This is a genomic window from Actinoallomurus sp. NPDC050550, from assembly GCF_040655075.1.
Classification (GTDB): domain Bacteria; phylum Actinomycetota; class Actinomycetes; order Streptosporangiales; family Streptosporangiaceae; genus Actinoallomurus.
Genome location: NZ_JBFAJC010000002.1, coordinates 300,430 through 320,666 on the forward strand (window position 1 = coordinate 300,430; position 20,237 = coordinate 320,666).

Below are 20,237 nucleotides of genomic sequence, written 5' to 3' on the forward strand. Positions count from 1 at the left end.
GGGTTATTTTCGTTGGAGGTGTCGCCGTTGTGGTTGTCGTGCTGCTTGGCGTTGTCCTGCGAGTCTTTGTTGTCGTCGCCGTTCTGCTTCGAAACCGTATCGAGGGCGTTCAGTTCGCCCTGAGTTCCCGAGTGCTCGTTGGACGATCCGGTGTCCTTGTTGCCACCGTCGTGCGGCTGCGGAGACTGAGCGGTGGAGCCGCCCTTCATGTAGGCGTTGCCGTTGGCGTCGACGCAGTGGGTTCCGTCGACGCAGCCGCCGGTGCCATGGCCGAGGTCGGCGGGGCTCGTGATGGGCTGGACGGTGGCGGGAGCAGCGGTGCTGCCCGCGCCCAGGCGCTGGTAGGCATCCTGGAGGCGGTTCTTGACGATCTGCCGGCGGTCCTGCTGGACCCTCTTGTTGTAGTCCTGCGTCGACTGGGCGCAGCCGGCGTCCTGCTGACAGGCCTGGCTCTGTATCTCGCTCTGCTGGTCGATCGTCGGCTGGACGTAGGCCGTCGAGTCGGTGCCCTCCGTGTTCCCCGGGAGACCCAGTTCATGGTTGGAGCGGTTCGGGTCCGGCGGCATGTTGTTCGAGACGTCGGTTTGGGCCTGCTGGGCGCTGCTCCCGTTCTGCTGCTCGTTGGCGACCTTGTCGGCGGCTTCGTTCAGGCGCTTGGCGTACGACTCGGGTGACTCGCCGACGTACGGCCGGATGTTGTTCCGGGCCCAGATCAGAGCGTTGAGGCGGTCCGTCTGGTAGGTCGCGTTAGCGGAGTGGAAGTCCTTCGTCACCTCAGAGTCGACCTTCGATCCGACGACGTCCGCAGACGCCGACCCGCTGCCCGAGTACCAGACCTGGCCCTTCTCATCGATCCACACGTTGTACCCGGCGGCCTTCAGCGAGGCGACGGCCTTCTTCTTGGCGGCGGCTTTCAGGTTGTTCTGCGCCTGCTGCTGGGACTGGTCGAGGTGGTCGGCGAGGCCGGCCTGGTCGCCCATCGAGGAGAGGTTCTCGGTCATCTGGATGGCGGTCAGGCCGGCTGTCAGGTCGTTGGGGTCCTTCGGGCTGAAGGTCCCGTTCTTGTAGGTGATGGATCCTCCGTCGAAGGGCAGCATCGACGGGTTGAGGTCCGCGGCGTACGGGCTGTCCACCGCCTTGCTGTTCTTGTCGATCTGGTCGCCGAGGTACCGCTTCAGATCGTTGAAGTTCTCGGTGTTGCTCTTCCTCTTGTCCGGCGTGAACCCGCTGACCAGCGACTGGTACCCGTTCACCGAGTCGGTGACCTGCAGCTGCTGGGCGTCGACGTTCGTGGCCGCCTGGTTCGCCTGCCGCAACGCGGTGGTGTCTCCCTTGTTGGCCTTGTCGATGACGTCTTGAGGGACGCCTGCCCGCTGCCACATCTCCGTCTGCCGATCGGCGATCTGCTGGGCGAGCTGTGACGCCTGCTTTCCGTTACCGGAATTCCGGTACTGGTACACCAGCTTGAGGTAATCATCGGGCTCGCCCGTTCTGGTGTTGATCACATACAGGAGCTTGTGCCCGTCGCCGTAGACCGGGCGGGCCAGCGACAGCGGGTCCGTGCCGTACTGCAGCGTCTCGTTGGTGACCTCCTGTTCCATCGTGTTGCCGTAGAGGCTCGACCACTGCTGGTCGCGTTGCCGTACGCACTGGTCATCGCTGCCGCAGTCCTTCACGGCCAGCGCGAGCGCCGTCGGATTCTTGGTCAGGCGCTCGTACATCAGCAGGGTCTCAGCCTCGTTCGAGTCCGAGTGGCTGAGCAGCCAGTTGATGTGGTCCTGGAAGTACCGGACGGTCGATGAACCCGGACCGTGCTCCTTGAGGGCCTGCTGCATCAGTGCATAGTTGTGCACCAGGTCCAGCACATTGCCCCGGACGTCCTGGCTCGAGACGACGTACGAGCTGTAGGCGTCCAGCAGCGAGCTGCCGGCCAGGCCTAGGACGCCTTCCTCGGCCTCACTCAAGCCGGACGACTGCGGGTATTCGTAGGAAACGGGCGGGTCCGCGTTCACGATCGGCTGCTTCGGTGTGACCATGTCGGAGGACCGCGGCACGAGTGGCTGTTCGACCACCCCGTTCACGACGATCGGCTCTTCCGGTGGAACGCTGTGCTGGCCGCCGGGGGGCGTGCAGTTGTGGACGAGGAGCTGGGCGGCGCTGACGTAGTAGTCGTGGTCGCCGGCGACGGTGAAGTTGTAGACGGTGGTGGAGACCCGGCGCTCGGTCACCCGGAGGAGCCGGGCGGTCCCGCCGTTCCGCCGGGCCAGCCGGTCACCGGGACGCAGGTCATCGGCGTTCGTCCAGCCGTGCCCCTGGACCCAGAACGGGTGGTCGGGGGTGACCTGGACGGTGACGCCGCCCGAGATCGTGAGGGTGAGCATCCGGGTGGCGTGCCGGTGGAACAGGGCGGTCACCCGGCGCACCTCGGTACGGCCGGTGGTCAGGCTGTGCGCCCAGACCTCGTCTCCCACGCGGATGTGCTGGATGGGCACGCTGCCACGCGTGGTGGCCACCGGCGTGCCGGCGGGGAAGCAGTTGCAGACCACCGCCTCTTCGTTCTCGACCGTCGGCAGCGAGGTGAACCGGGTGTAGTTGCCGCCGCCGTGGTCGATGACGACGTCTCCGCCGGACTTCACGGTGTCGAGGGCATTCGCGGCACTGGCCGATGACAGCGGGGTGATCCGGGTGTAGTTCTCTTCGCCGATCGATGAGGCCGGCAGGGACGACGACGGCCGGCCCGGCAGCGCGACCTCGGTGCCGGTCCACTGCGGGAGCTCCGTCGTCGCCGGGGCGATGATTCGCGGCGTGGGCGTGGTCACCACGGTCCGCGGGAGGGTGATGCGGCCGTCGGGAGACGTGACGTACGCGGGGACCGACAGGCCGGGGTACGAGATCTGGGGCGTGGCGGGCAGCGTCATCTGCTGCCCGTTGGGAAGCGTGAACTCGACGGGCGTCTGCTGCGGCTGTGTACCGTACGGAACGATCTCGGGCGGCAGGGCCGGGGTGCCGATCGTGGTGGGCCGAGCGATCTCGTACGGGCCGCCGGTGCCGGTGGTCTTCCGGGCACCCGTGCTCGGCACCTGGATTCGGACCGCCGTTCCTCCGCCGACCTGTGGGCTGGTGACGATGGTGTGCAGCGTGGTCCGGAGCTGCTGTTCCAGGTCGTCGATGAGGCTCTGATCGGCCTGGTCGCCCTTTGCCCGCTCCTGCTGGATGCGGCGGATGAGGCTGCCGGCCTTTTGTAGGTCCGGGTAGAGGAGCGGCCGGCCGGGGGTGATGCGCTCCGGCGTCAAGCGGCCGATCAGACTCGAGATCTCGTCGATCGAGACCGAGCCGGGATCGGTGTTCATCCGAACGTACAGGTCGGTGAGCCGGTCGAGCGCCTGCTGCCGGGGCGCCTCGGCGGCGTCGCCCTGGATCGACGGGTCCGAGGCGTCGGTCGCGTACTGACCGCCGTTGTCCCGGGCGTTCTCGAGGGCCTGGACGATCTCCTGGAGCAGGCCCGCGATCTTCTCGTTGCGCGCCTGCCGCACGGTCGTCGAGTCGGACGGCAGGGCGGAGGCGAGTTCCTGCTCGATCTGCCGCATGAGGTTCTGCACATAGCCGGTGCGGTCCCAGCCCTGCCCGTACGCCTGCGACAGGAGTTGCCGAATCGTCGTGACCGGGGATGTCGTGGTCGCCGGGGTGCTCACGCCGGACCTGCGCGACGCGCCGGGGGTGTCGGTGTCCGGGCCGATCGTGGCGTAGACGTGCCAGCGTTCTCCCCACGAGTGCTTGACCAGTTCGACGCGGTCGTAGTGGATCCGCAGGTTGCGGGCCAGGAGGAGTTCGCGCTCGCTTGGGTTGCCGAGCTCGTCGCCCAGGTACATGGCGGGCGTGCCCGGCTCGATCTCCAGGTGGAGCAGCACCTTCTTGTAGGAGGCGAATTTCGGATTGGCCGCCAGCTCCGCCGAGGTGTAACCCTTGGCCTTCTCCGCCGTACCGGCCAACTCGGTGACCGGGCGGGTGAAGGCGTCCTCATCGACGGACCGGAACACCTGCAGGCGCTCGGGCACCGGATGCTTGGCCAGCGCCTCGTCGATGAGCGGGACGAGGCGGTGCGGCTGTCCGCTCCCGCGCAGCGAATCGTTGATCTTTTTGTAGTCCGCGGCCGCGTAGTCCTGCACCGCGTTCCGTTGCTGTCTTGTGAGCGTCTTCCACGTGCCGGCCCACGTCTTCTCCCCGTATCGGGCCGCCTCCGCGTTACTACCGAACGACTTGGCGACCTGCGTCTCGCCCGCCGGCTGTTCATCCGACGTGGGCGTGCAGTTGTGGACCAGGAGTTCGGCGTCGCCGACGTAGTAGTCGTGATCGTCGGCGACGCCGAAGTTGTAGACCGTCGTGTGCACCCGCCGGCGGGAGACGGCGCGCAGACGGACGGTCGTCCCGTCGCGCCGCAGCAACGGATCCCCCGCGCGCAGAGCGCCGGCTTGCACCCAGCCGCGGCCCGGCACCCAGAACGGGTGATCCGGCGTGACCTGGACCTTGGTACCGGCGACGTCGAAGGTGAGCATCTCCGTCGCCGGACGGCGGTACAGCGCGGTGACCCGTTGCGGCGCCGAGCGCCCGGTCCGCAGGTCATGCGCCCAGACCATGTCTCCGACCCGGATGTCCTCGACCGGTTTCGGTCCCCGGGTGGTGGAGATCGGCGTGCCCGCGGGGAAGCATTTGCACTCCGGGTCGTTCTCCGTCGGCGGCAGCGCGATGGGATCCGGTGTGCGGGTGATCTTCTTGATCTTCTGCGTGATGCCGGTGCTCGGAGACTCGGCCGAGATGGACCTCGACAGCGGCTTGATCCCCAGGCCCAGCGGGTCGCTAACGCTGCCCTCCAGGGATCCGCTGATCGTGTCGGTCGACTGTTTCCACTGCACCGTGAGACCGAGGCGGCCGATCAGCACGGGCAGTGCGAGTTGGAGACCGGCCCGCCAGCCGCGGGTCCCCTTGCTGACCGTCAGGTTCGCCGCACCGTTCGGCTCCCCCTGGAGTTCGATGCTCTGCGGAAGGAAGCTGTTACGGGGACTTTCGATCTTGGTGGCGGTCCCGGTGATGAAGTCTTGGGACAGGGAGACGCTGCCGGTGTCAGAGCCGTTCGTGATGAAGACCGGCAGCTTGCCCAGCAGATACTGCAGCAGGTTGAAGTCCGCCGTGAAGGGGAGCGCGGCGGTGGCCGTCTCTGTCGTGATCCGGCCCTTGACCTCGTACACGTCACCGTTCCGGAGCGTCACCTTTCGCTGGACGTATCCGCCGTCCTTGACGCTGAGCTTGTACACACCCATGTGCTGGAGGAGGGAGCCGAAGCGTCCGGCCTCCAGCCGGCGTACGTCGGGGGAGCCGTCCAGCAGGCGCCCTCGGGCGGTGGCGGAGGACTTCTGGCGACTGATGGTCACCGGGCCGGCCGGCCGGGAGCTGATCACCTCGTCCTTGACGGCCCCGTCCCACATGGCCGGGTTGCCTTTCGCGACCTGAGCGAGGGAGGGGTACAGGTCGTACAGCAACTCCCAGCGTTCCGCCGATGTCTCCCGGAGAGCCGTCTGCGACCGGGTGAGCCGACGGTTCACCGCGTCGGCGAGCTTGGCCAGGTCGGGCCGGGATGCCTTGGGCCCGAACGCGGCCAGCGGGCTCTGCCCGGTGAGCCAGGAGATGTCACGGGCGAGGGGGTCCTTGGCCGGAGCGGTGAGGAATCGAGCGGTCTGCAACGCCGACGGTTTCCGCGCCTCGGTGAGGTGACCGCCCTGGATGAATTCGCCGAGGGCGGCCACCCGGCCGAGTTGGTCGCCGGTGGCCCGGCCGACGGTCTCCTTGCCGGTGCGGAGTTCCTCGTCGATGATGGCCCGCAGATCCGCGGGCACCCCGTCTCCTGCCTTGTCGGTCAACGCCTGCTGGGCGCGCAGCCACGTGTCGACGGCGTGACGCAGCGTGGCGTACTCGCGGGCGGCCTGGACGAACCGCCTGTCCCGAATCAGCTGCTCGATCTTCCGGAGACGGGCGTTCAGCGACGGGACTCCGTCGTTCCAGCGCTGGACGTACAGCCGTAGCAGGTTGACCGCCGCCTGCAGTTGCCCGAGCCGGTCGATCCGTCGGCGGAGCCGATTCTGGTCCGCCTTGAGCCGGTCCAGCCGGGCCTCGTCGGCGGGGCTCGGTTTGCCGACCCTGCGCGGCCCGGGATTCTGCGGTGCGTTCTGCCCGCTCTGTGGCACCGGAGGGCCGGGCGAACCCGACGTGTCGCCTGGTGCCGGCGTGCCATCGGCCGATGCGGCCGGTGCCGCATCGGCGCGGGGTATCACGTCCGCCCGCGGAATGAGTCCGCCGACAAGCCCCAGCACGACGGCGAGGGCGAGCGACCGGGCGAGAAGCAGACGGCAGCGCCGTGCCGGACGTCTGCCGGTGCCGGCGGCCACGGACGTGGTGGCCTCCGGGTCCGTGCCGGCCCTCGGAGCGACGCGCAGGCGAGTACGCCGGGACGTCAGCGTGGCCGCGAGCAGCAGCACGGACGTCATGCCGAAAAGGAGGGAGTTCATCGCTGGATCGTCACCTTCACCGAAGCCCTGATCCTTCGATCACCACCCCGTGGAGGTCGTCGCCGCCCCGTGCCTCGATGGGCGGCGACGGTCGGCTCGGTTCCGCGCAGCGCGGGCCGAGCGCATTCCTCCACAGGGTCACCTGACCGTCTGTGCGTCGTATGGCTGTGCGCCGCCCATGGCGGGCCGAGTGATGGCCTGGGCGCTGTCCGAGCCCACGGGCCCCGACGAGAAGCCGTTCGGCGACTCCTCCGCATTCATCCCGATGGCGTACGAGCCCGTCGCTCCCGTCGTGTCCTGAGCGGTGTACGACGCCGTCGCATCCCGGCCGGCCGAGGCCGAGCCATCAGAGGACTGTGTCATGCCGGTCGTCAGGCAGAGCGGGATCATCTTCCGACCCTGCGTGAGATGCTGAGCGCTCGAGCACGGGGAGCACGGCCGGTAGGAGCCGCGGGTGGTATCCGGACACACGGAGACCCGGTCCGACCGGTCCGAGGCGCCCGCATTCTCACGGGTGGTGCCCTGCGTGGTGTCGCTCGACCGGTCTCGGCCATAGGACCGGGCGTCATCGTTGCGCCGGCCATCGTGGTCGTGTGAGCCGTCGTGGTCCTGCCTGGCGTCGTGGTCGTGTGACCGATCGCCGTCGTGATGGTGGCCGCGGTGGTGCTCCGGCCGGTCGCCGTCATCGGCTCCGACGTATTGGCCGCCCTGGGCGTCGCCGTCCCGACCGTCCTGAGTGCCGGTATACGCCCCAGCGTCCTGGCCGCCGGTGGGGGTGGGGCTCCGGCGGGAGGAAGTGTTCGGCGAGGAACCGCCGGTGTCGGAGACCGGCGGGCAAACCTGTGCGGCCGCGTCGCTCGTGCCGTCTTCTCTGGAGGCGGAGCCGGTAGCCGTGCCGTCATCCGAACCGAGGGGATGGAGACGGTGGCAGTCGCCACAGGCGATCGCCGGGTACGAGTTCTGTCCCTCGGAGGTGACGCTCTGACCGGTGCCCGAGCCACCCTGGATGCAGATCTGAGGCTGGGACGGCGCGGTGTCGGCCGGGGTGGCGGTGGCGGCTGAGGGGGCGGTCGTCCCGCACTTTGACGGTTCGGCGATGCAAGCGGCGAGGTAGGCCGACAGCCCGGTCGTGTCCGCGTCGCCGGAGAAGGCGGCGACCGTGTCTGCGACGGCGGTGGCTTTCGCCTGGCCGGCCGACGCCTTCGTCTCCTTCATCTTCTTCGTCGTCTTGGTCGCGGTGTGCTCGGCGGCCAGAGTGATTCGCGGCATCGTCGGACGCCGTGCCGGGGCCGTGCGCTCGGCGGCGCGGGTCGCCTTCCAGGAGCGGGCGGCGGCGATGAGGTGAGCCTGCTGCCGCGCGAGCTGCTTGTCCTGGGAGCGCAGCTGCGCGGCCAGCTTGGTCAGCTCGGCGGAGGGCTTCCCGGATCGGCCGACCGTCTTCTGCTGCATTCCCGCGATCGCCGTCAGCGACTTGCGGACGAGCGCGCGGCGGTGCCCGGTCGTCTGGAGCGGGCGCTCGTACGGTGTGCCCACGGCGATCTTCGTCGACACCTGTGCGGCTTTGGGCCGACGCGAGGTGTCCTTCTCGGCCGGCTTGGCTGTTCCACCCCTGCTCGTCCGGTGGGGGGCAACGGCGGCCGTGGTGGCCTGCCGATCCTGGGCGGCCGGTTTCCGGCCGTCGCCAGGGTGTACCGACATGGCCACGGCGATGATGCCGCAGGCGATGGCGAGGACGAACAGCAGCAGTGGCCAGGGTCGGTCCGTGCGCTCGGCGTCGCGGGTGTCAGAGGGGAGGATCCGGGCAGAGACGGATCTGGGCTTCTTCGACACGGGAGGGTCTCCTCGTCGGCCGCGCCGGGGTCCGTACGAGGAGGCCGGCGCGCGGCGGATGCGAATGCGTGAACAGTCTCGGAACACGGGGCAACGCCCCGGAGAAAGCCGACGACGGAGCACCGTCGTCACGCACGTCGCGGCCTGGCCAGCGACCCGCCTTCACGTGCATCAGGGACTGGCACCCAATGCACGTGGGATGTCGAAGCCCAGAATGCGGGGACGACCGGTACGTGTCAAGGTCTCTCAGCCCTGCATTTCCAGGCGTGGAATCCGTGAGGGACGTTCCGTCATGATCGAGCCGCCGGCAGTCCGCTGACGCGTGCCAGGGCACTCGTGGCGGACATCGCTGCGATGACCCGGCCCGGCGTCGGCGACAACACTGCGGGGCGCCGTCTGGGCGCGCGCGGTCGGGCAGCGGATCTGTCAGGACACGTCCAGCGCCGGCGACCGGGATCGACGATTCACGGGGGCGTCCGGCCGAAGAGGTCTTGACGCGAAGCAGATCTTTTCGCACACTGGCCCTGCCATCGGCGCGATGGCGGAGCCGTTGCTGGAGATTCGCAGCGGTGTCCGGTCTGCCTGTTGCTGAGCAAGCAGGGGGCGTGCCGCGTCGGGATGGTGTTGGTCGCCATGGCTTGGCGACGCACCTTGCGTACTGCACTTCGTCGTGATCACGTGCGGGCGCGCCTCCCGGCGTCTCGCGCATCCTCAGGAGCAGACAATGCGCCCCCTCCGCCACATCCCGTCATGCCTTCCTGCCCTCTGGGGCACCATCAGCCGCTGCGCCGCGGTACGACGCATCACCGGTGCGCTACCGACGCCGCGCACGATCTCCTTCCCGAACAGACCACGGGTCGGCGCCTGGCTGCCGCCCACGATCGGCGTACTGATCGGTGCCGTGCTGGTCATCTCGATCGTGGGAGTCCCCGGCGTCGGGGCCGGCCCGGCGTCCGCGCCGGCCTCCGATCGGCGACCGGCACACGCGTCGGTCGTCGCGGGAAAGGCGCCGGTCGCCGCCGCACCCGTCCAGAACGCCCCCCTGGCCGCCACGCGGCAGGACCTGACAAAGGTCCGTCGCGCGCTCTCCGCGTTGAGGAAGGCGCGCGCCGAAATCGCGGCGCTGCCCGGCGCGTCCGTCGCCGACCTCGACCGTGCCATCGGCGAGCTGACCCGTACGGCACAGGCCGGGCAGGTCACCGACGCGGCGGCCCGGACCGCGCCGGCGAACGTCTCGGCCGTCTCCCGCGACGAACGAGAACGTCGCGCCGTCGCCACGGCCGTCGCCTACGCCCGGGCTCAACTGGGCAAGCCGTACATCTACGGCGGCGAGGGTCCGCGCGGCTATGACTGCTCCGGGCTGACGATGAAGGCGTACGAGGCCGCCGGCGTCTCGATCCCGCGGACCTCCGACGTCCAGTACTGGCAGACCCACCACGTCAGCCTGGGCCACGAACAGACCGGCGATCTGGTCTTCTTCGAATACCACCGAGGAATGAGCGGACCTGGCCACGTCGGCATCGTGATCGACCCGAAGCGTCACCTGATGATCGCCGCTCCGCACACGGGCACGGACGTCAAGATTCAGAACTACCTCATGGTCGGCAGCGCGGACGGTCTGGTCGGCTTCGGCCGTCCCGTGAACGGGCACGCCATCCACCCGGCGCACCCGTTCCACGGCCGGATCCCCGCGATCAAGACCGCGGACGCCTCATCGCCCGTCCACCGCTCCACCGCCCGTACGGCACTGGCCGCGCCGGCCGGCTACACGGAGTCCCCGGCGCGCCGATCCGCGGGCTCGGCCACTCGCCGGAGCACCCGATCGACGGTCCATCGGCCCGCGCGGGTGTCGCCGTCGCGGCGCGGCCATGCGCTTCGGCTCACGCGGGTACCGGCCCGGTACGGCAACGGGACCGGCCGGCGGGTACCGCGCCGTGCCGGCACGGCCGCACGTCACATCGCCTCCGCCCACGGGGACGGCGCCCGATGAGCCCGCTCGCGACGGCACGCGCCGCCAGGAAGGTGTGCCGGCTGGACGGATGCGATCAGTCGGTGCCGCCCACGATCGACGGGTCGCCCCGGTTGTACTGTTCACCCGCTCACCGGGCCGAGGCACGCCGGCGGCGACGTGCCGCGGTGCCGGTCGGCGGCTCGCCGAAACGGGTGCCGGTGCCGGACCGGTCTGCCTCCGCCGCGCAGGTCGCCACCGCGCCACCGCGGACCGTGGATCACGAGACCGCCGGCCGGCCGGCACCCATGCCCCCGCGCGAGGGGACATCCATGCGGCCCCCACGGCCGCGTTCGGAGAGGGGACGTCTGGAAACGGCGCCCGCGAAAGCGGAGCGCCGGAAAACAGAGCGCTCAGAAGCCGCACTCCCGGAACCGGCGCGCGCGGATGGTCCGCGAGAGCCCGCACTGGTCTCCGCCACGACGTCGGCCGCTGGTACGCGGGGCACGTCGGTCGCCCCGAGCGGGGACAGGGCGAAAACCGCGAAGCGGGTCAACGGCTCCGCGAAGCGCGCCGGGCAGGACCGCTCGCAGGCCGGTCGCCGGAATTCGACGACGATTCCCCTGCGGACGGGCGGCCGCCGATCGCGCGGTGCCGGAGACGAACGCCGATCCGGGGCTGCGAGCGGCGGGCGTCGATCGGGCGCTGTGAGAGGCGGGCGCCGACCGGGCTCCGCCGGGGGCGAGCGGCGCCGGAGGACGCGGTCGCGCCCGTCGGTCCATCTGCCCCGCAGACTCCTGACCGGGCCGTCCCAGGCTTGGAAGAGGCTGGGTGCCGTTCGCCACCGGCTCCCGCAGCGTCTCCAACAGCACGTCCCGCAGCGGCGACCCCTTCGCGACCACCGCGCCAAGTCGTCGCAGCGGATCCGCCCGCTCCGTTGGGCGGCGGCCGGACTGGTCGCGTTGATCCTCTTCGCGACCGCGGCAGCCGCACAGCCGTCCGTCTTCACCGGCCATCGCGCCGGACCGCGCCCCGGGGCATCGGCCCGTACGGTGGCGCCGGTCACGGGGGAGTCGCTCATCCGCCTGCGGTCCGCCGCGGTCGCTCGGTCCCTGAAACGCGTCGAGGGCCGGATCCGGACGCTGCGGAACGCCCGCCGGGAACTCACCGGCCTGCCCGCCGCGCGCAGGACGCCGGCGGTTCTGGCGGCGCTGGCGCAACTCGGCCGGCAGCAGGAGAGCCTGGACCGGCTCGCCACGGCGCTACGCCGTCGGACGGCCGAAGCGACGGACCGGTCGCGGCGGACGACCGAGCGGGCCCGCCTCGCGAGCGCCCTCGCCGATGTCGAGGGCGCGCTGACCGAACTGCGCGGACTCCCCCCGGGCTCGCGGACGCCTTACCTGCGCGCGGCCGTGAGCCGGTTGGCGGAACGCCGTACGGTCCTGCGGCGGCGACTCTCGGCGGCGGACCGGGCCATCGCCCGCCTGGACGAGGAACTGAGCGCTCCACTGCCGGCAGGCGCCCCCTGAGCGGGCGCCGGCGCACTCGAGCCGCCGCACGTCACTGGTCGCCGTCTCCACGTAGGCCTCCTGACTGCGGATCAGGGCGGAGGCGATCGCGTACGACAGGTCGAAGGGTGGGGCCGGGCGCGCTCCAGCCGCCGGACCTGCGCGGCAGGACGACCGTCACCGCTTCGGTAGGGTTTCGCGTATGACACTGACGCTGCTTCCCGCGGTCGACGTAGCCGATGGCCAGGCCGTGCGCCTCGTGCAGGGGGAGGCCGGCACGGAGACCTCGTACGGCGAGCCCGTCGAGGCGGCCCTGGCCTGGCAGAGCGCGGGCGCCGAGTGGGTCCATCTGGTCGACCTGGACGCGGCGTTCGGCCGGGGTTCCAACCGTGAGCTGCTGGCCGCGGTGATCGGCAAGCTGGACGTCAAGGTCGAGCTGTCCGGCGGCATCCGCGACGACCACTCGCTGGCCGCCGCGCTGGCCACGGGCTGCGCGCGCGTCAACATCGGGACGGCGGCGCTGGAGAACCCTGAGTGGTGTCGGAGGATCATCGCCGAGCACGGGGACAAGATCGCGGTCGGGCTCGACGTGCGCGGCACCACGCTCGCCGCCCGCGGCTGGACGCGCGAGGGCGGCGACCTGTGGGAGGTGCTCGACCGCCTCGAAACCGACGGCTGCCCGCGCTACGTCGTCACCGACGTGACCAAGGACGGCACCCTGCGGGGACCGAACACCGAGCTGCTCCGCGAGGTGTGCGCGCGCACCGACCGCCCCGTCATCGCCTCGGGCGGCGTGTCCTCCCTGGACGACCTGCGGGCGCTCGCCACGCTCGTGCCGGCCGGCGTCGAGGGCGCCATCGTCGGGAAGGCGCTGTACGCCGGCGCGTTCACCCTGGAAGAGGCCCTGGCGGCCGTGGGAGCGGCCGCGTGATCAAGCGGATCTCCTCGGGCGGCCCGTGGGAGAACATCGTCGGCTACTCGCGGGTGGTCGTGGCCGGCCCGTGGGTGCTGGTCGCGGGCTGCACGTCGACGGTGGACGGCGAGGTCCGCCACGAGAACGACGCGTACGGCCAGACGAAGACCGCGTTCGACGTCGCCCTGCAGGCGGTCGAGCAGGCCGGCGCCTCGGCGGAGGACGTCGTACGGACCCGGTTGTACGTCCGGGACATCGCCGACGCCGAGGCGGTGGGGCGGGCGCATCACGAGATCTTCGGTGAGATCCGCCCGGCCACGTCGATGATCGAGGTCTCGGGGTTCATCGATCACCGGATGCTGGTAGAGATCGAGGTGGACGCCTATTCCGAGGCGCTCCAGGACGGAGACAGGCCATGACCGTCGCGATCCGGGTGATCCCGTGCCTGGACGTCGACGCCGGGCGCGTGGTCAAGGGCGTCAACTTCGAGAACCTCCGGGACGCCGGCGACCCGGTCGAGCTGGCCCGCCGCTATGACGCCGAAGGCGCCGACGAGCTGACCTTCCTCGACATCACCGCCTCCAGCGGCGAGCGGGCGACGACGTACGAGGTCGTGCGCCGTACGGCCGAGCAGGTGTTCATCCCGCTCACCGTCGGCGGCGGCATCCGTACCGTCGACGACGTCGACCGGCTGCTGCGCGCCGGTGCCGACAAGGTGTCGATCAACACGGCGGCGATCGCCCGGCCGGAGTTCCTCCGGGAGGCGGCGCACCGGTTCGGCTCGCAGTGCATCGTGTTGTCGGTGGACGCCCGCCGGTCCGGTGACGGCTTCGAGGTGACCACGCACGGCGGGCGGCGCGGCACCGGCCTGGACGCGGTCGAGTGGGCGCGGCGCGGCGAGGAGCTCGGCGTCGGCGAGATCCTGCTCAACTCCATGGACGCCGACGGCACCAAGAACGGCTTCGACCTGGAGATGCTGCGGGCGGTCCGCGAGGTCGTCGGCGTGCCCGTCATCGCCAGCGGGGGAGCGGGCGCCCTCGAGCACTTCGCCCCGGCGATCGACGCGGGGGCCGACGCGGTGCTCGCCGCCAGCGTCTTCCACTTCGGCGAGCTCAAGATCGGCGACGTCAAGGAGTCCATCCGCCAGGCGGGCCACCCCGTACGCTGACCGGGCCCTGGCCCCGGGGCCGGTCCTGCAGCGGCCCACCAGCCCGTACGCCGCAGGACATCGACGTCACCCCGCCCGGCCGGCTTGAGCGTTCGCCGGGTGCGGGGGCTCCGCTGTTTCCGCACCCGTCGGAACGACGATTCTCCGGTCGCCGACGGCGATCCGGGGTGACGTCCGTCTCGAATCCGCTTCGAGCGAGCATGTTCGCCGGTGAGTGGGGCACAGGTGGGACGTGTCCCACAGAAGTGACATAGCCCAAAACCCGGCCTATCGGGCGGTCCGCCCGATATCCGGGCGCTGCGGCGCGACCGTCGTCCTGCGCGGTCCGTGGTCGGTCGATCACGCTGGATGTGTACGGTTGTCACAAACGCACATTTCGGACATCCAGGGCCGAGGTCACTTCGGAGGGAATAGGGAAGCGGCTCTGGGCGGGAGATGATCATGCGTGCTCTTACGGTGGTGCCGTTGAAGGCGGGATCACTCGAGGTCAGTGAGGTCCCCGAGCCCACACGGGGCGAGGGCGAACTGCTCGTCGATGGCGTCGCGCTCGGCGTGTGCGGCACGGATCGGGAGATCATCGCCGGTGATTACGGCTGGGCGCCACCCGGCGAGAACCGGCTGATCATCGGACACGAGTCGCTCGGGCGGGTCCGGGAGGCCCCTGAGGGCAGCGACTTCCGCCCCGGTGACCTGATCGTCGGCATCGTGCGGCGGCCCGATCCGGTGCCGTGCGGCGCGTGCGCCCGCGGCGAGTTCGACATGTGCCGCAACGGCCGGTACACCGAGCGGGGCATCAAACAGATCCACGGTTTCGGGTCCGAGCGGTGGACGATCGAGGCCGACTACGCGGTCCGCATCGACCCGGCGCTGGGCGACCTCGGCGTCCTCATGGAGCCGACGACCATCGTGGCCAAGGCCTGGGACCACATCGAGCGGATCGGCAACCGGGCCTGGTTCGAACCCCGCCGGCTCCTGGTGACGGGCGCGGGCCCGATCGGCCTGCTGGCCGCCCTACTGGGCGTGCAGCGGGGGCTCGACGTCCACGTGCTCGACCGGGTCACCGGCGGGGTGAAGCCGAAGATCGTCGCCGACCTCGGCGCCACGTACCACACGGGGTCCGTCGACGACGTCACCGCCAAGGCGTGCCCGGACATCGTCATCGAGGCCACAGGTGTCTCTCACCTCGTCATGGACGCGATCACCAACAACGCGGCGGCGAGCGTCGTGTGCCTCATGGGCGTCTCGCGCGGGGGCCATCGGATCGAGGTGGACGCCGGTTCGCTCAACCGGGAGATCGTCCTGGGGAACGACGCCGTCTTCGGATCGGTCAACGCCAACCACCGCCACTACGAACTGGCCGCCGAGGCGCTCCTGCGCGCGGACCGGTCGTGGCTGGCGCGACTCATCACCAACCGACTGCCCCTCGAGCGGGCGCCCGAGACGCTCGAAGGAGGTAGCGGCGACGACGTCAAAGTCGTCATCGACCTGTAGATCGGGATGACCATGACCACACAAGCTCCCGCCGCGCGGCAGGAACACCTCGCGCATGTCGTCTTCATCAGCGCCGCCGCGGCTCTCGGCGGCTTCCTGTTCGGGTACGACAGCGCCGTCATCAACGGAGCCGTGGACGGCATCAAGGGCCACTTCGGCGTCGGAGCCGGCGTCACCGGTCTGATCGTGTCCGCGGCGCTGCTCGGGTCGGCGCTGGGCGCCGCGATCGCCGGCAAGCTCGCCGACCTCAAAGGACGTCTGCTCGTCATGCGGCTGGCCGCCGTGCTGTTCGTGATCAGCAGCTTCGGAGCGATGTTCCCGTTCGCGGACTGGGAACTGGCGTTCTGGCGGATCATCAGCGGCATCGCCATCGGGATGGCCTCGATGGTCTCTCCGGCCTACATCGCCGAGGTGGCGCCGCCCGCCTACCGCGGCCGGCTGGCCTCCTTCCAGCAACTGGCGATCGTGCTCGGCATCGCGATCTCGCAGCTCGTGAACTTCGCGATCGCGGCGCTGGCCGGCGGCAACACCCGCAATCACCTGGTCGGCATCGAGGCGTGGCAGTGGATGCTGGGCGTCGCGGCGATTCCCGCGGCGATGTACCTCATCTTCGCCCTGATCATCCCTGAGTCGCCGCGTTACCTCGTGGAGGACGGGAAGCTCGACAAGGCCCGCCAGGTCCTCGCCGAGGTCGAAGGCGAGCACATCGACCTCGACGCCCGCGTGCGCGAGATCCAGTCCGTGCTCGCCGCCGAGCACAAGCCGCGGCTGCGGGACATCCGGGGACCCGCGGTGGGCCTGCTGCCGATCGTGTGGGTGGGCATCGGCCTGTCCGTCCTGCAGCAGTTCGTCGGCATCAACGTGATCTTCTACTACTCCGCGTCGCTGTGGCACTCGGTCGGCATCTCGCAGACCAACTCGCTGCTGATCAGCCTGTCCACCTCGATCATCAACATCGTCGGCACGTTCATCGCGATCGCGTTCGTCGACAAGATCGGCCGCAAGCCGCTGGCGCTGATCGGCTCGATCGGGATGACGATCTCGCTGGCGACGATGGCCTGGGCGTTCAGCGCCGCGCACAAGATCAGTGGCACCGAGGTCCGGCTGCCGCACGCCCAGGGCCTGGTGGCACTGTTCACCGCGCACACGTACGTGCTGTTCTTCGCACTGTCGTGGGGCGTGGTCGTCTGGGTCATGCTGGGTGAGATCTTCCCGAACAAGATCAGGGCGGCCGCGATGTCCGTGGCCGTGGCGGCCCAGTGGATCGCCAACTGGCTGGTCACGGTGACGTTCCCCAACCTGTCGGAATGGAGCCTGTCCGGGGCGTACATCGGATACTCGATCTTCGCCGCGCTGTCGGTGCCGTTCGTCATCAGGTTCCTGCACGAGACGAAGGGCAAGAAGCTCGAGGAGATGGGCTGACCGCTTGCGTCGACCGGCGAGCGAGCTGGGCTGACCACCCGCAGCGACCGGCGAGGAGGAGCACATGACGTTGCCCACGGCACGACTGGGCACGACCGACATGGAGATCACCCGCGTCGGGTTCGGCGCCTGGGCGGTCGGGGGAGCCTGGGAGTACGGCTGGGGTGCCCAGAGCGACGAGGAGTCGATCAACGCGATCCGGCACGCCGTCGACCAGGGCGTGAACTGGATCGACACCGCGGCGGTCTACGGTCTCGGGCACTCGGAGAAGGTCGTCGCCCAAGCGCTCAAGGGCGTGTCCGACCGCCCGTACGTCTTCACCAAATGCGGGATGCTCTGGGAAACCGACGGGATTGTCGCGCGCGTCGCCCGGCCGGAGACGATCCGCCGGGAGGTCGAGGACTCGCTGCGCCGGTTGCGGGTCGAGCGGATCGACCTCTACCAGGTGCACCAGACGCCCGACGACGGCACGCCGGTGGAGATGTACTGGGAGACGATGGCGGAGTTGAAACAGGAGGGAAAGGTCCGCGCGATCGGCCTGTCCAACCACAGCGCGCTGCGCCTGGAGAAGGCCGAGCAGGTCGCGCACGTCGACTCCCTGCAGCCGCCGTTCTCGCTGATCGACCGCATGGCCGCTCCGGAGATCGACTGGTGCGCCCGTGACGGCGCCGGGGTGATCGTCTACTCGCCGATGCAGTCCGGCCTGCTGACCGGCGCGTTCTCCCGGCAGCGGGTCGACGCGCTGCCCGAGGACGACTGGCGGCGGCGCTCTCCGGACTTCACCACCGGGCTCGACGCCAACCTTGCGCTGGCCGACGCCCTGCGGCCGGTCGCCGAACGGCACGGCGTGTCCCAGGCGGCCGTAGCGGTCGCCTGGACGCTCGTCTGGCCGGGCGTGACCGGCGCGATCGTCGGCGCCCGCAGCCCCGAGCAGGTCGACGGCTGGCTGCCCGCCGCGTCCCTGGAGCTCACACCGGAGGACCTGCACGAGATCGCCACGGCCGTCGCGCGCACCGGCGCCGGCCGCGGCCCCGTACGCCCCTGACCTCAGGCGACCTCGCTCTCCGCCGGCCGGTGCTCGTACGCCCTGACCTCAGGCGACCTCGCTCTCCGCCGGCCGGTGCTCGTGCGCCCCTGACCTCAGGCGACCTCGACGATCGTGTCGATCCCACGTCGGCCGGTGCTTCTGCGCCCCTGACTGACCTCAGGCGATCTCCACGATCGCCTCGACCTCGACCGGCACCGCGAACGGCAGGGCGCACACACCGATCGCGGAGCGGGCGTGGCGGCCCGCGTCGCCCCACAGGTCGCAGACGAGGTCGCTGAAGCCGTTGACGACGGCCGGTGTCTGCTCGAAGCCGGGCGTGCAGTTCACGTATCCGGTGACCTTGATCCACCGCCGTACGCGCGACAACTCGCCGAACTCGCGTTTGAGGGAGGCGAGGGCCGCGAGGGCGCACTGCCGGGCCGCCGCCCGGCCCTCTTCCACGGTGAGGTCCGCGCCGACCTTTCCGCGGGCGAGCCGACGCGGCCCGTCGGCCGGGCCGTGCCCGGACAGGTACGCGAGCGGGCCCGCCACCGTGACGAACTCCAGGCGCTGGGCGACGCCGGGCGGCGCGGCGATGGGCGAGGGGAGGACCGCTCCCAGCTCGGACAGGCGTCGTTCGATCAGATCCATGCGGGCAACCTAGAGAAATGAAACGGTGTTCCGCAAGATCTTGAAGAATGAAACGCCATTCCGTATCTTCTCGGTCCATGGTTCCGCGAAACGATGGCGACGAGCAGCCGGTGCAGGCCGTCGCCCATGCCCTCGACGTTCTCGAACTCCTCGCGGCCGGGGGACCCCGATCCCTCGGCCGGATCGCCGAGACCTGCGGGCGGTCGAAGGCGACCACGCATCGGCTGCTCGCCACCCTGGTGACCCGGGGCTACGCCGAGCAGGATCCCGAGACGGGCATGTACCGGGCCGGCCTGCGCTGCGTGGAGCTCGGCATGAGCGTCCTGGCGGGTGCACGAATCGGCGACGTCGCCCGGCCGCACCTGGAGGAGCTGAACGCCGCCACCGGCGAGGTCGTCCACCTGTGCGTGTACGACCGGGGCGAGGTCGTCTACATCGCCAAGCTGGACTCCCGCCTGCCGGTCGCGCCCCAGTCCCGGGTCGGTGCCCGCGCCCCGGCGCACTGCGTCGCCCCCGGCCGGGCCCTCCTCGCCCACCAGCCGCCCGCCGAGCTCGCGCGCGTCACCGACGCTGGACTGCGGCGCTACACCGAGAACACGATCACCGAGCCCGAGCGGCTGGCCGAGGAGCTGGCACGGGTCCGCGAAAGGGGATACGCGATCAACGAGTCGTCCTGGCGTCCCGGCGTGTGCGGGGTCGGTGCCGTCATCCGGGACTACACCGGCACGGCGGTCGCCGCCGTCGGCTGCTGCGTACCCGAGTCCCGCTTCGGCTCCGCGCACCGGCGCGACCTGGCCGCGGCCGTCACGACGGCTGCCGCCCGGATCTCGGCGGACCTGGGGCACGCCCAGGCGGTGACCGGATGACCTCCCGTCTCTTCGCCGAGATCACCGGCACGGACTCCGGCCACGACCCGATCCTGCTGCTGCACAGCCTCGGCCTCGACCACACGATGTGGCGCTCATGCGCCCCGTACCTCGCCGCCGGGCGCCGCCTGATCATCGTGGATCTGCCGGACCATGGGCGATCTCCGGCCGGCGCGGACACCGGCGCGGGCCTCCTGGCGCTGCTCGACGCCGCCGGGGCGGCCCGCGCCCACGCCGTCGGCGTGTCGCTCGGCGGGAACGAGGCGCTCGCCCTGGCCGCCCGGGCGCCGGAACGCGTGCGCTCGGTCACGGCGTCGGGGTCGTTCGCGTTCCTGGACGATACGGAACGCGTGGCGAGGCTGGAGGCGACGGTCACGCGAGCGGCCGAGCTGGGCATGGCCGCGTTCGCCGACGCGTACATCGCGGGCACCCTGGACGCGGAGGCCCGGGAGAAGGACGGGCACCGCCTGCGCGAGGTCCTGGCCGGGACACCACCGGAGGCGTACGCGGCGGCGGCCCGCCGCTGCTTCGCGACCGACCTGCGCCCGCTCCTGCCCGCCGTCCGCTGCCCGGTCCTGCTCCTCGTCGGAGAACACGACACGAGGACACCCCGCTCCAGCGCCGAAGGCATCGCCGCCGGCCTCACCCACGCGGAGATCCAGGAGATCCCCGGCGCGGGCCACCTGGCCAACGTGGACGAGCCGAGACGCTTCACCGCCGCCCTGCAGACGTTCTGGGACACCGACCGACCGGCGAACGTCACCGGGTGACCCACGACGGCCTCGACCTCGATCGGCACTGTGAACGGAGCGACCGCGTCGGGTGGGCTCGGTAAGTGACCTGTCGATAAGGCTCG

13 protein-coding genes are annotated in these 20,237 nt (G+C 70.6%); 10 read left to right on the forward strand and 3 right to left on the reverse strand.

The annotated features are described in order from the left end of the window. The coding region (locus AB0I04_RS03740) for a polymorphic toxin-type HINT domain-containing protein (protein ID WP_360878392.1) at nucleotides 1-6,557 on the reverse strand (6,557 nt) is incomplete at its 3' end. Nucleotides 6,558-6,695: 138 nt separating this feature from the next. After that, a complete protein-coding gene (locus AB0I04_RS03745) occupies nucleotides 6,696-8,387 on the reverse strand; it encodes a hypothetical protein (RefSeq protein ID WP_360878395.1) in 1,692 nt (563 codons plus the stop codon). A 724-nt stretch (nucleotides 8,388-9,111) separates the two neighbouring features. On the opposite strand from AB0I04_RS03745, the gene AB0I04_RS03750 reads away from it, so the two are divergent. The 8 genes from AB0I04_RS03750 to AB0I04_RS03785 all read left to right on the forward strand — a co-directional run bounded on the left by AB0I04_RS03750 (nucleotide 9,112) and on the right by AB0I04_RS03785 (nucleotide 17,882). Then, complete coding sequence (locus AB0I04_RS03750; protein ID WP_360878398.1) at nucleotides 9,112-10,377, forward strand: NlpC/P60 family protein; 1,266 nt, start codon at nucleotides 9,112-9,114, stop codon at nucleotides 10,375-10,377. A 920-nt stretch (nucleotides 10,378-11,297) separates the two neighbouring features. After that, entirely contained in the window at nucleotides 11,298-11,864 is a 567-nt protein-coding gene (locus AB0I04_RS03755; RefSeq protein WP_360878401.1) for a hypothetical protein, read from the forward strand. A gap of 181 nt (nucleotides 11,865-12,045) precedes the next feature. After that, nucleotides 12,046-12,774: a bifunctional 1-(5-phosphoribosyl)-5-((5-phosphoribosylamino)methylideneamino)imidazole-4-carboxamide isomerase/phosphoribosylanthranilate isomerase PriA gene (gene priA / locus AB0I04_RS03760; RefSeq protein ID WP_360878403.1), complete on the forward strand. Its 729-nt coding sequence runs from the start codon at nucleotides 12,046-12,048 to the stop codon at nucleotides 12,772-12,774. After that, nucleotides 12,771-13,175, forward strand: a complete 405-nt coding sequence (locus tag AB0I04_RS03765) for a RidA family protein (RefSeq protein WP_360878406.1) — start codon at nucleotides 12,771-12,773, stop codon at nucleotides 13,173-13,175. Before priA ends, AB0I04_RS03765 begins: the two co-directional genes overlap by 4 nt. Further along, nucleotides 13,172-13,924, forward strand: coding sequence for an imidazole glycerol phosphate synthase subunit HisF (gene hisF, locus AB0I04_RS03770; protein WP_360878409.1), 753 nt, complete (start codon nucleotides 13,172-13,174; stop codon nucleotides 13,922-13,924). The genes AB0I04_RS03765 and hisF overlap by 4 nt, the downstream gene beginning before the upstream one ends. A gap of 441 nt (nucleotides 13,925-14,365) precedes the next feature. Then, nucleotides 14,366-15,415: a glucose 1-dehydrogenase gene (locus tag AB0I04_RS03775; protein WP_360878412.1), complete on the forward strand. Its 1,050-nt coding sequence runs from the start codon at nucleotides 14,366-14,368 to the stop codon at nucleotides 15,413-15,415. Between the two features lie 6 nt (nucleotides 15,416-15,421). After that, a complete protein-coding gene (locus tag AB0I04_RS03780; protein WP_360878415.1) occupies nucleotides 15,422-16,837 on the forward strand; it encodes a sugar porter family MFS transporter in 1,416 nt (471 codons plus the stop codon). Nucleotides 16,838-16,901: 64 nt separating this feature from the next. Beyond that, the gene (locus tag AB0I04_RS03785) at nucleotides 16,902-17,882 is read left to right on the forward strand and encodes an aldo/keto reductase (protein ID WP_360878418.1); all 981 of its coding nucleotides are present in this window, start codon (nucleotides 16,902-16,904) and stop codon (nucleotides 17,880-17,882) included. A gap of 159 nt (nucleotides 17,883-18,041) precedes the next feature. Here the strand turns inward: AB0I04_RS03785 and AB0I04_RS03790 are convergent, their stop codons facing one another. Further along, the gene (locus tag AB0I04_RS03790) at nucleotides 18,042-18,515 is read right to left on the reverse strand and encodes a RidA family protein (RefSeq protein WP_360878421.1); all 474 of its coding nucleotides are present in this window, start codon (nucleotides 18,513-18,515) and stop codon (nucleotides 18,042-18,044) included. A gap of 77 nt (nucleotides 18,516-18,592) precedes the next feature. Between AB0I04_RS03790 and AB0I04_RS03795 the strand changes: the two genes are divergently transcribed. Both AB0I04_RS03795 and AB0I04_RS03800 read left to right on the forward strand, forming a co-directional pair. Further along, entirely contained in the window at nucleotides 18,593-19,381 is a 789-nt protein-coding gene (locus tag AB0I04_RS03795) for an IclR family transcriptional regulator (RefSeq protein WP_360878424.1), read from the forward strand. Further along, nucleotides 19,378-20,151, forward strand: a complete 774-nt coding sequence (locus tag AB0I04_RS03800; protein ID WP_360878427.1) for an alpha/beta fold hydrolase — start codon at nucleotides 19,378-19,380, stop codon at nucleotides 20,149-20,151. Before AB0I04_RS03795 ends, AB0I04_RS03800 begins: the two co-directional genes overlap by 4 nt. Nucleotides 20,152-20,237 lie beyond the last annotated feature (86 nt).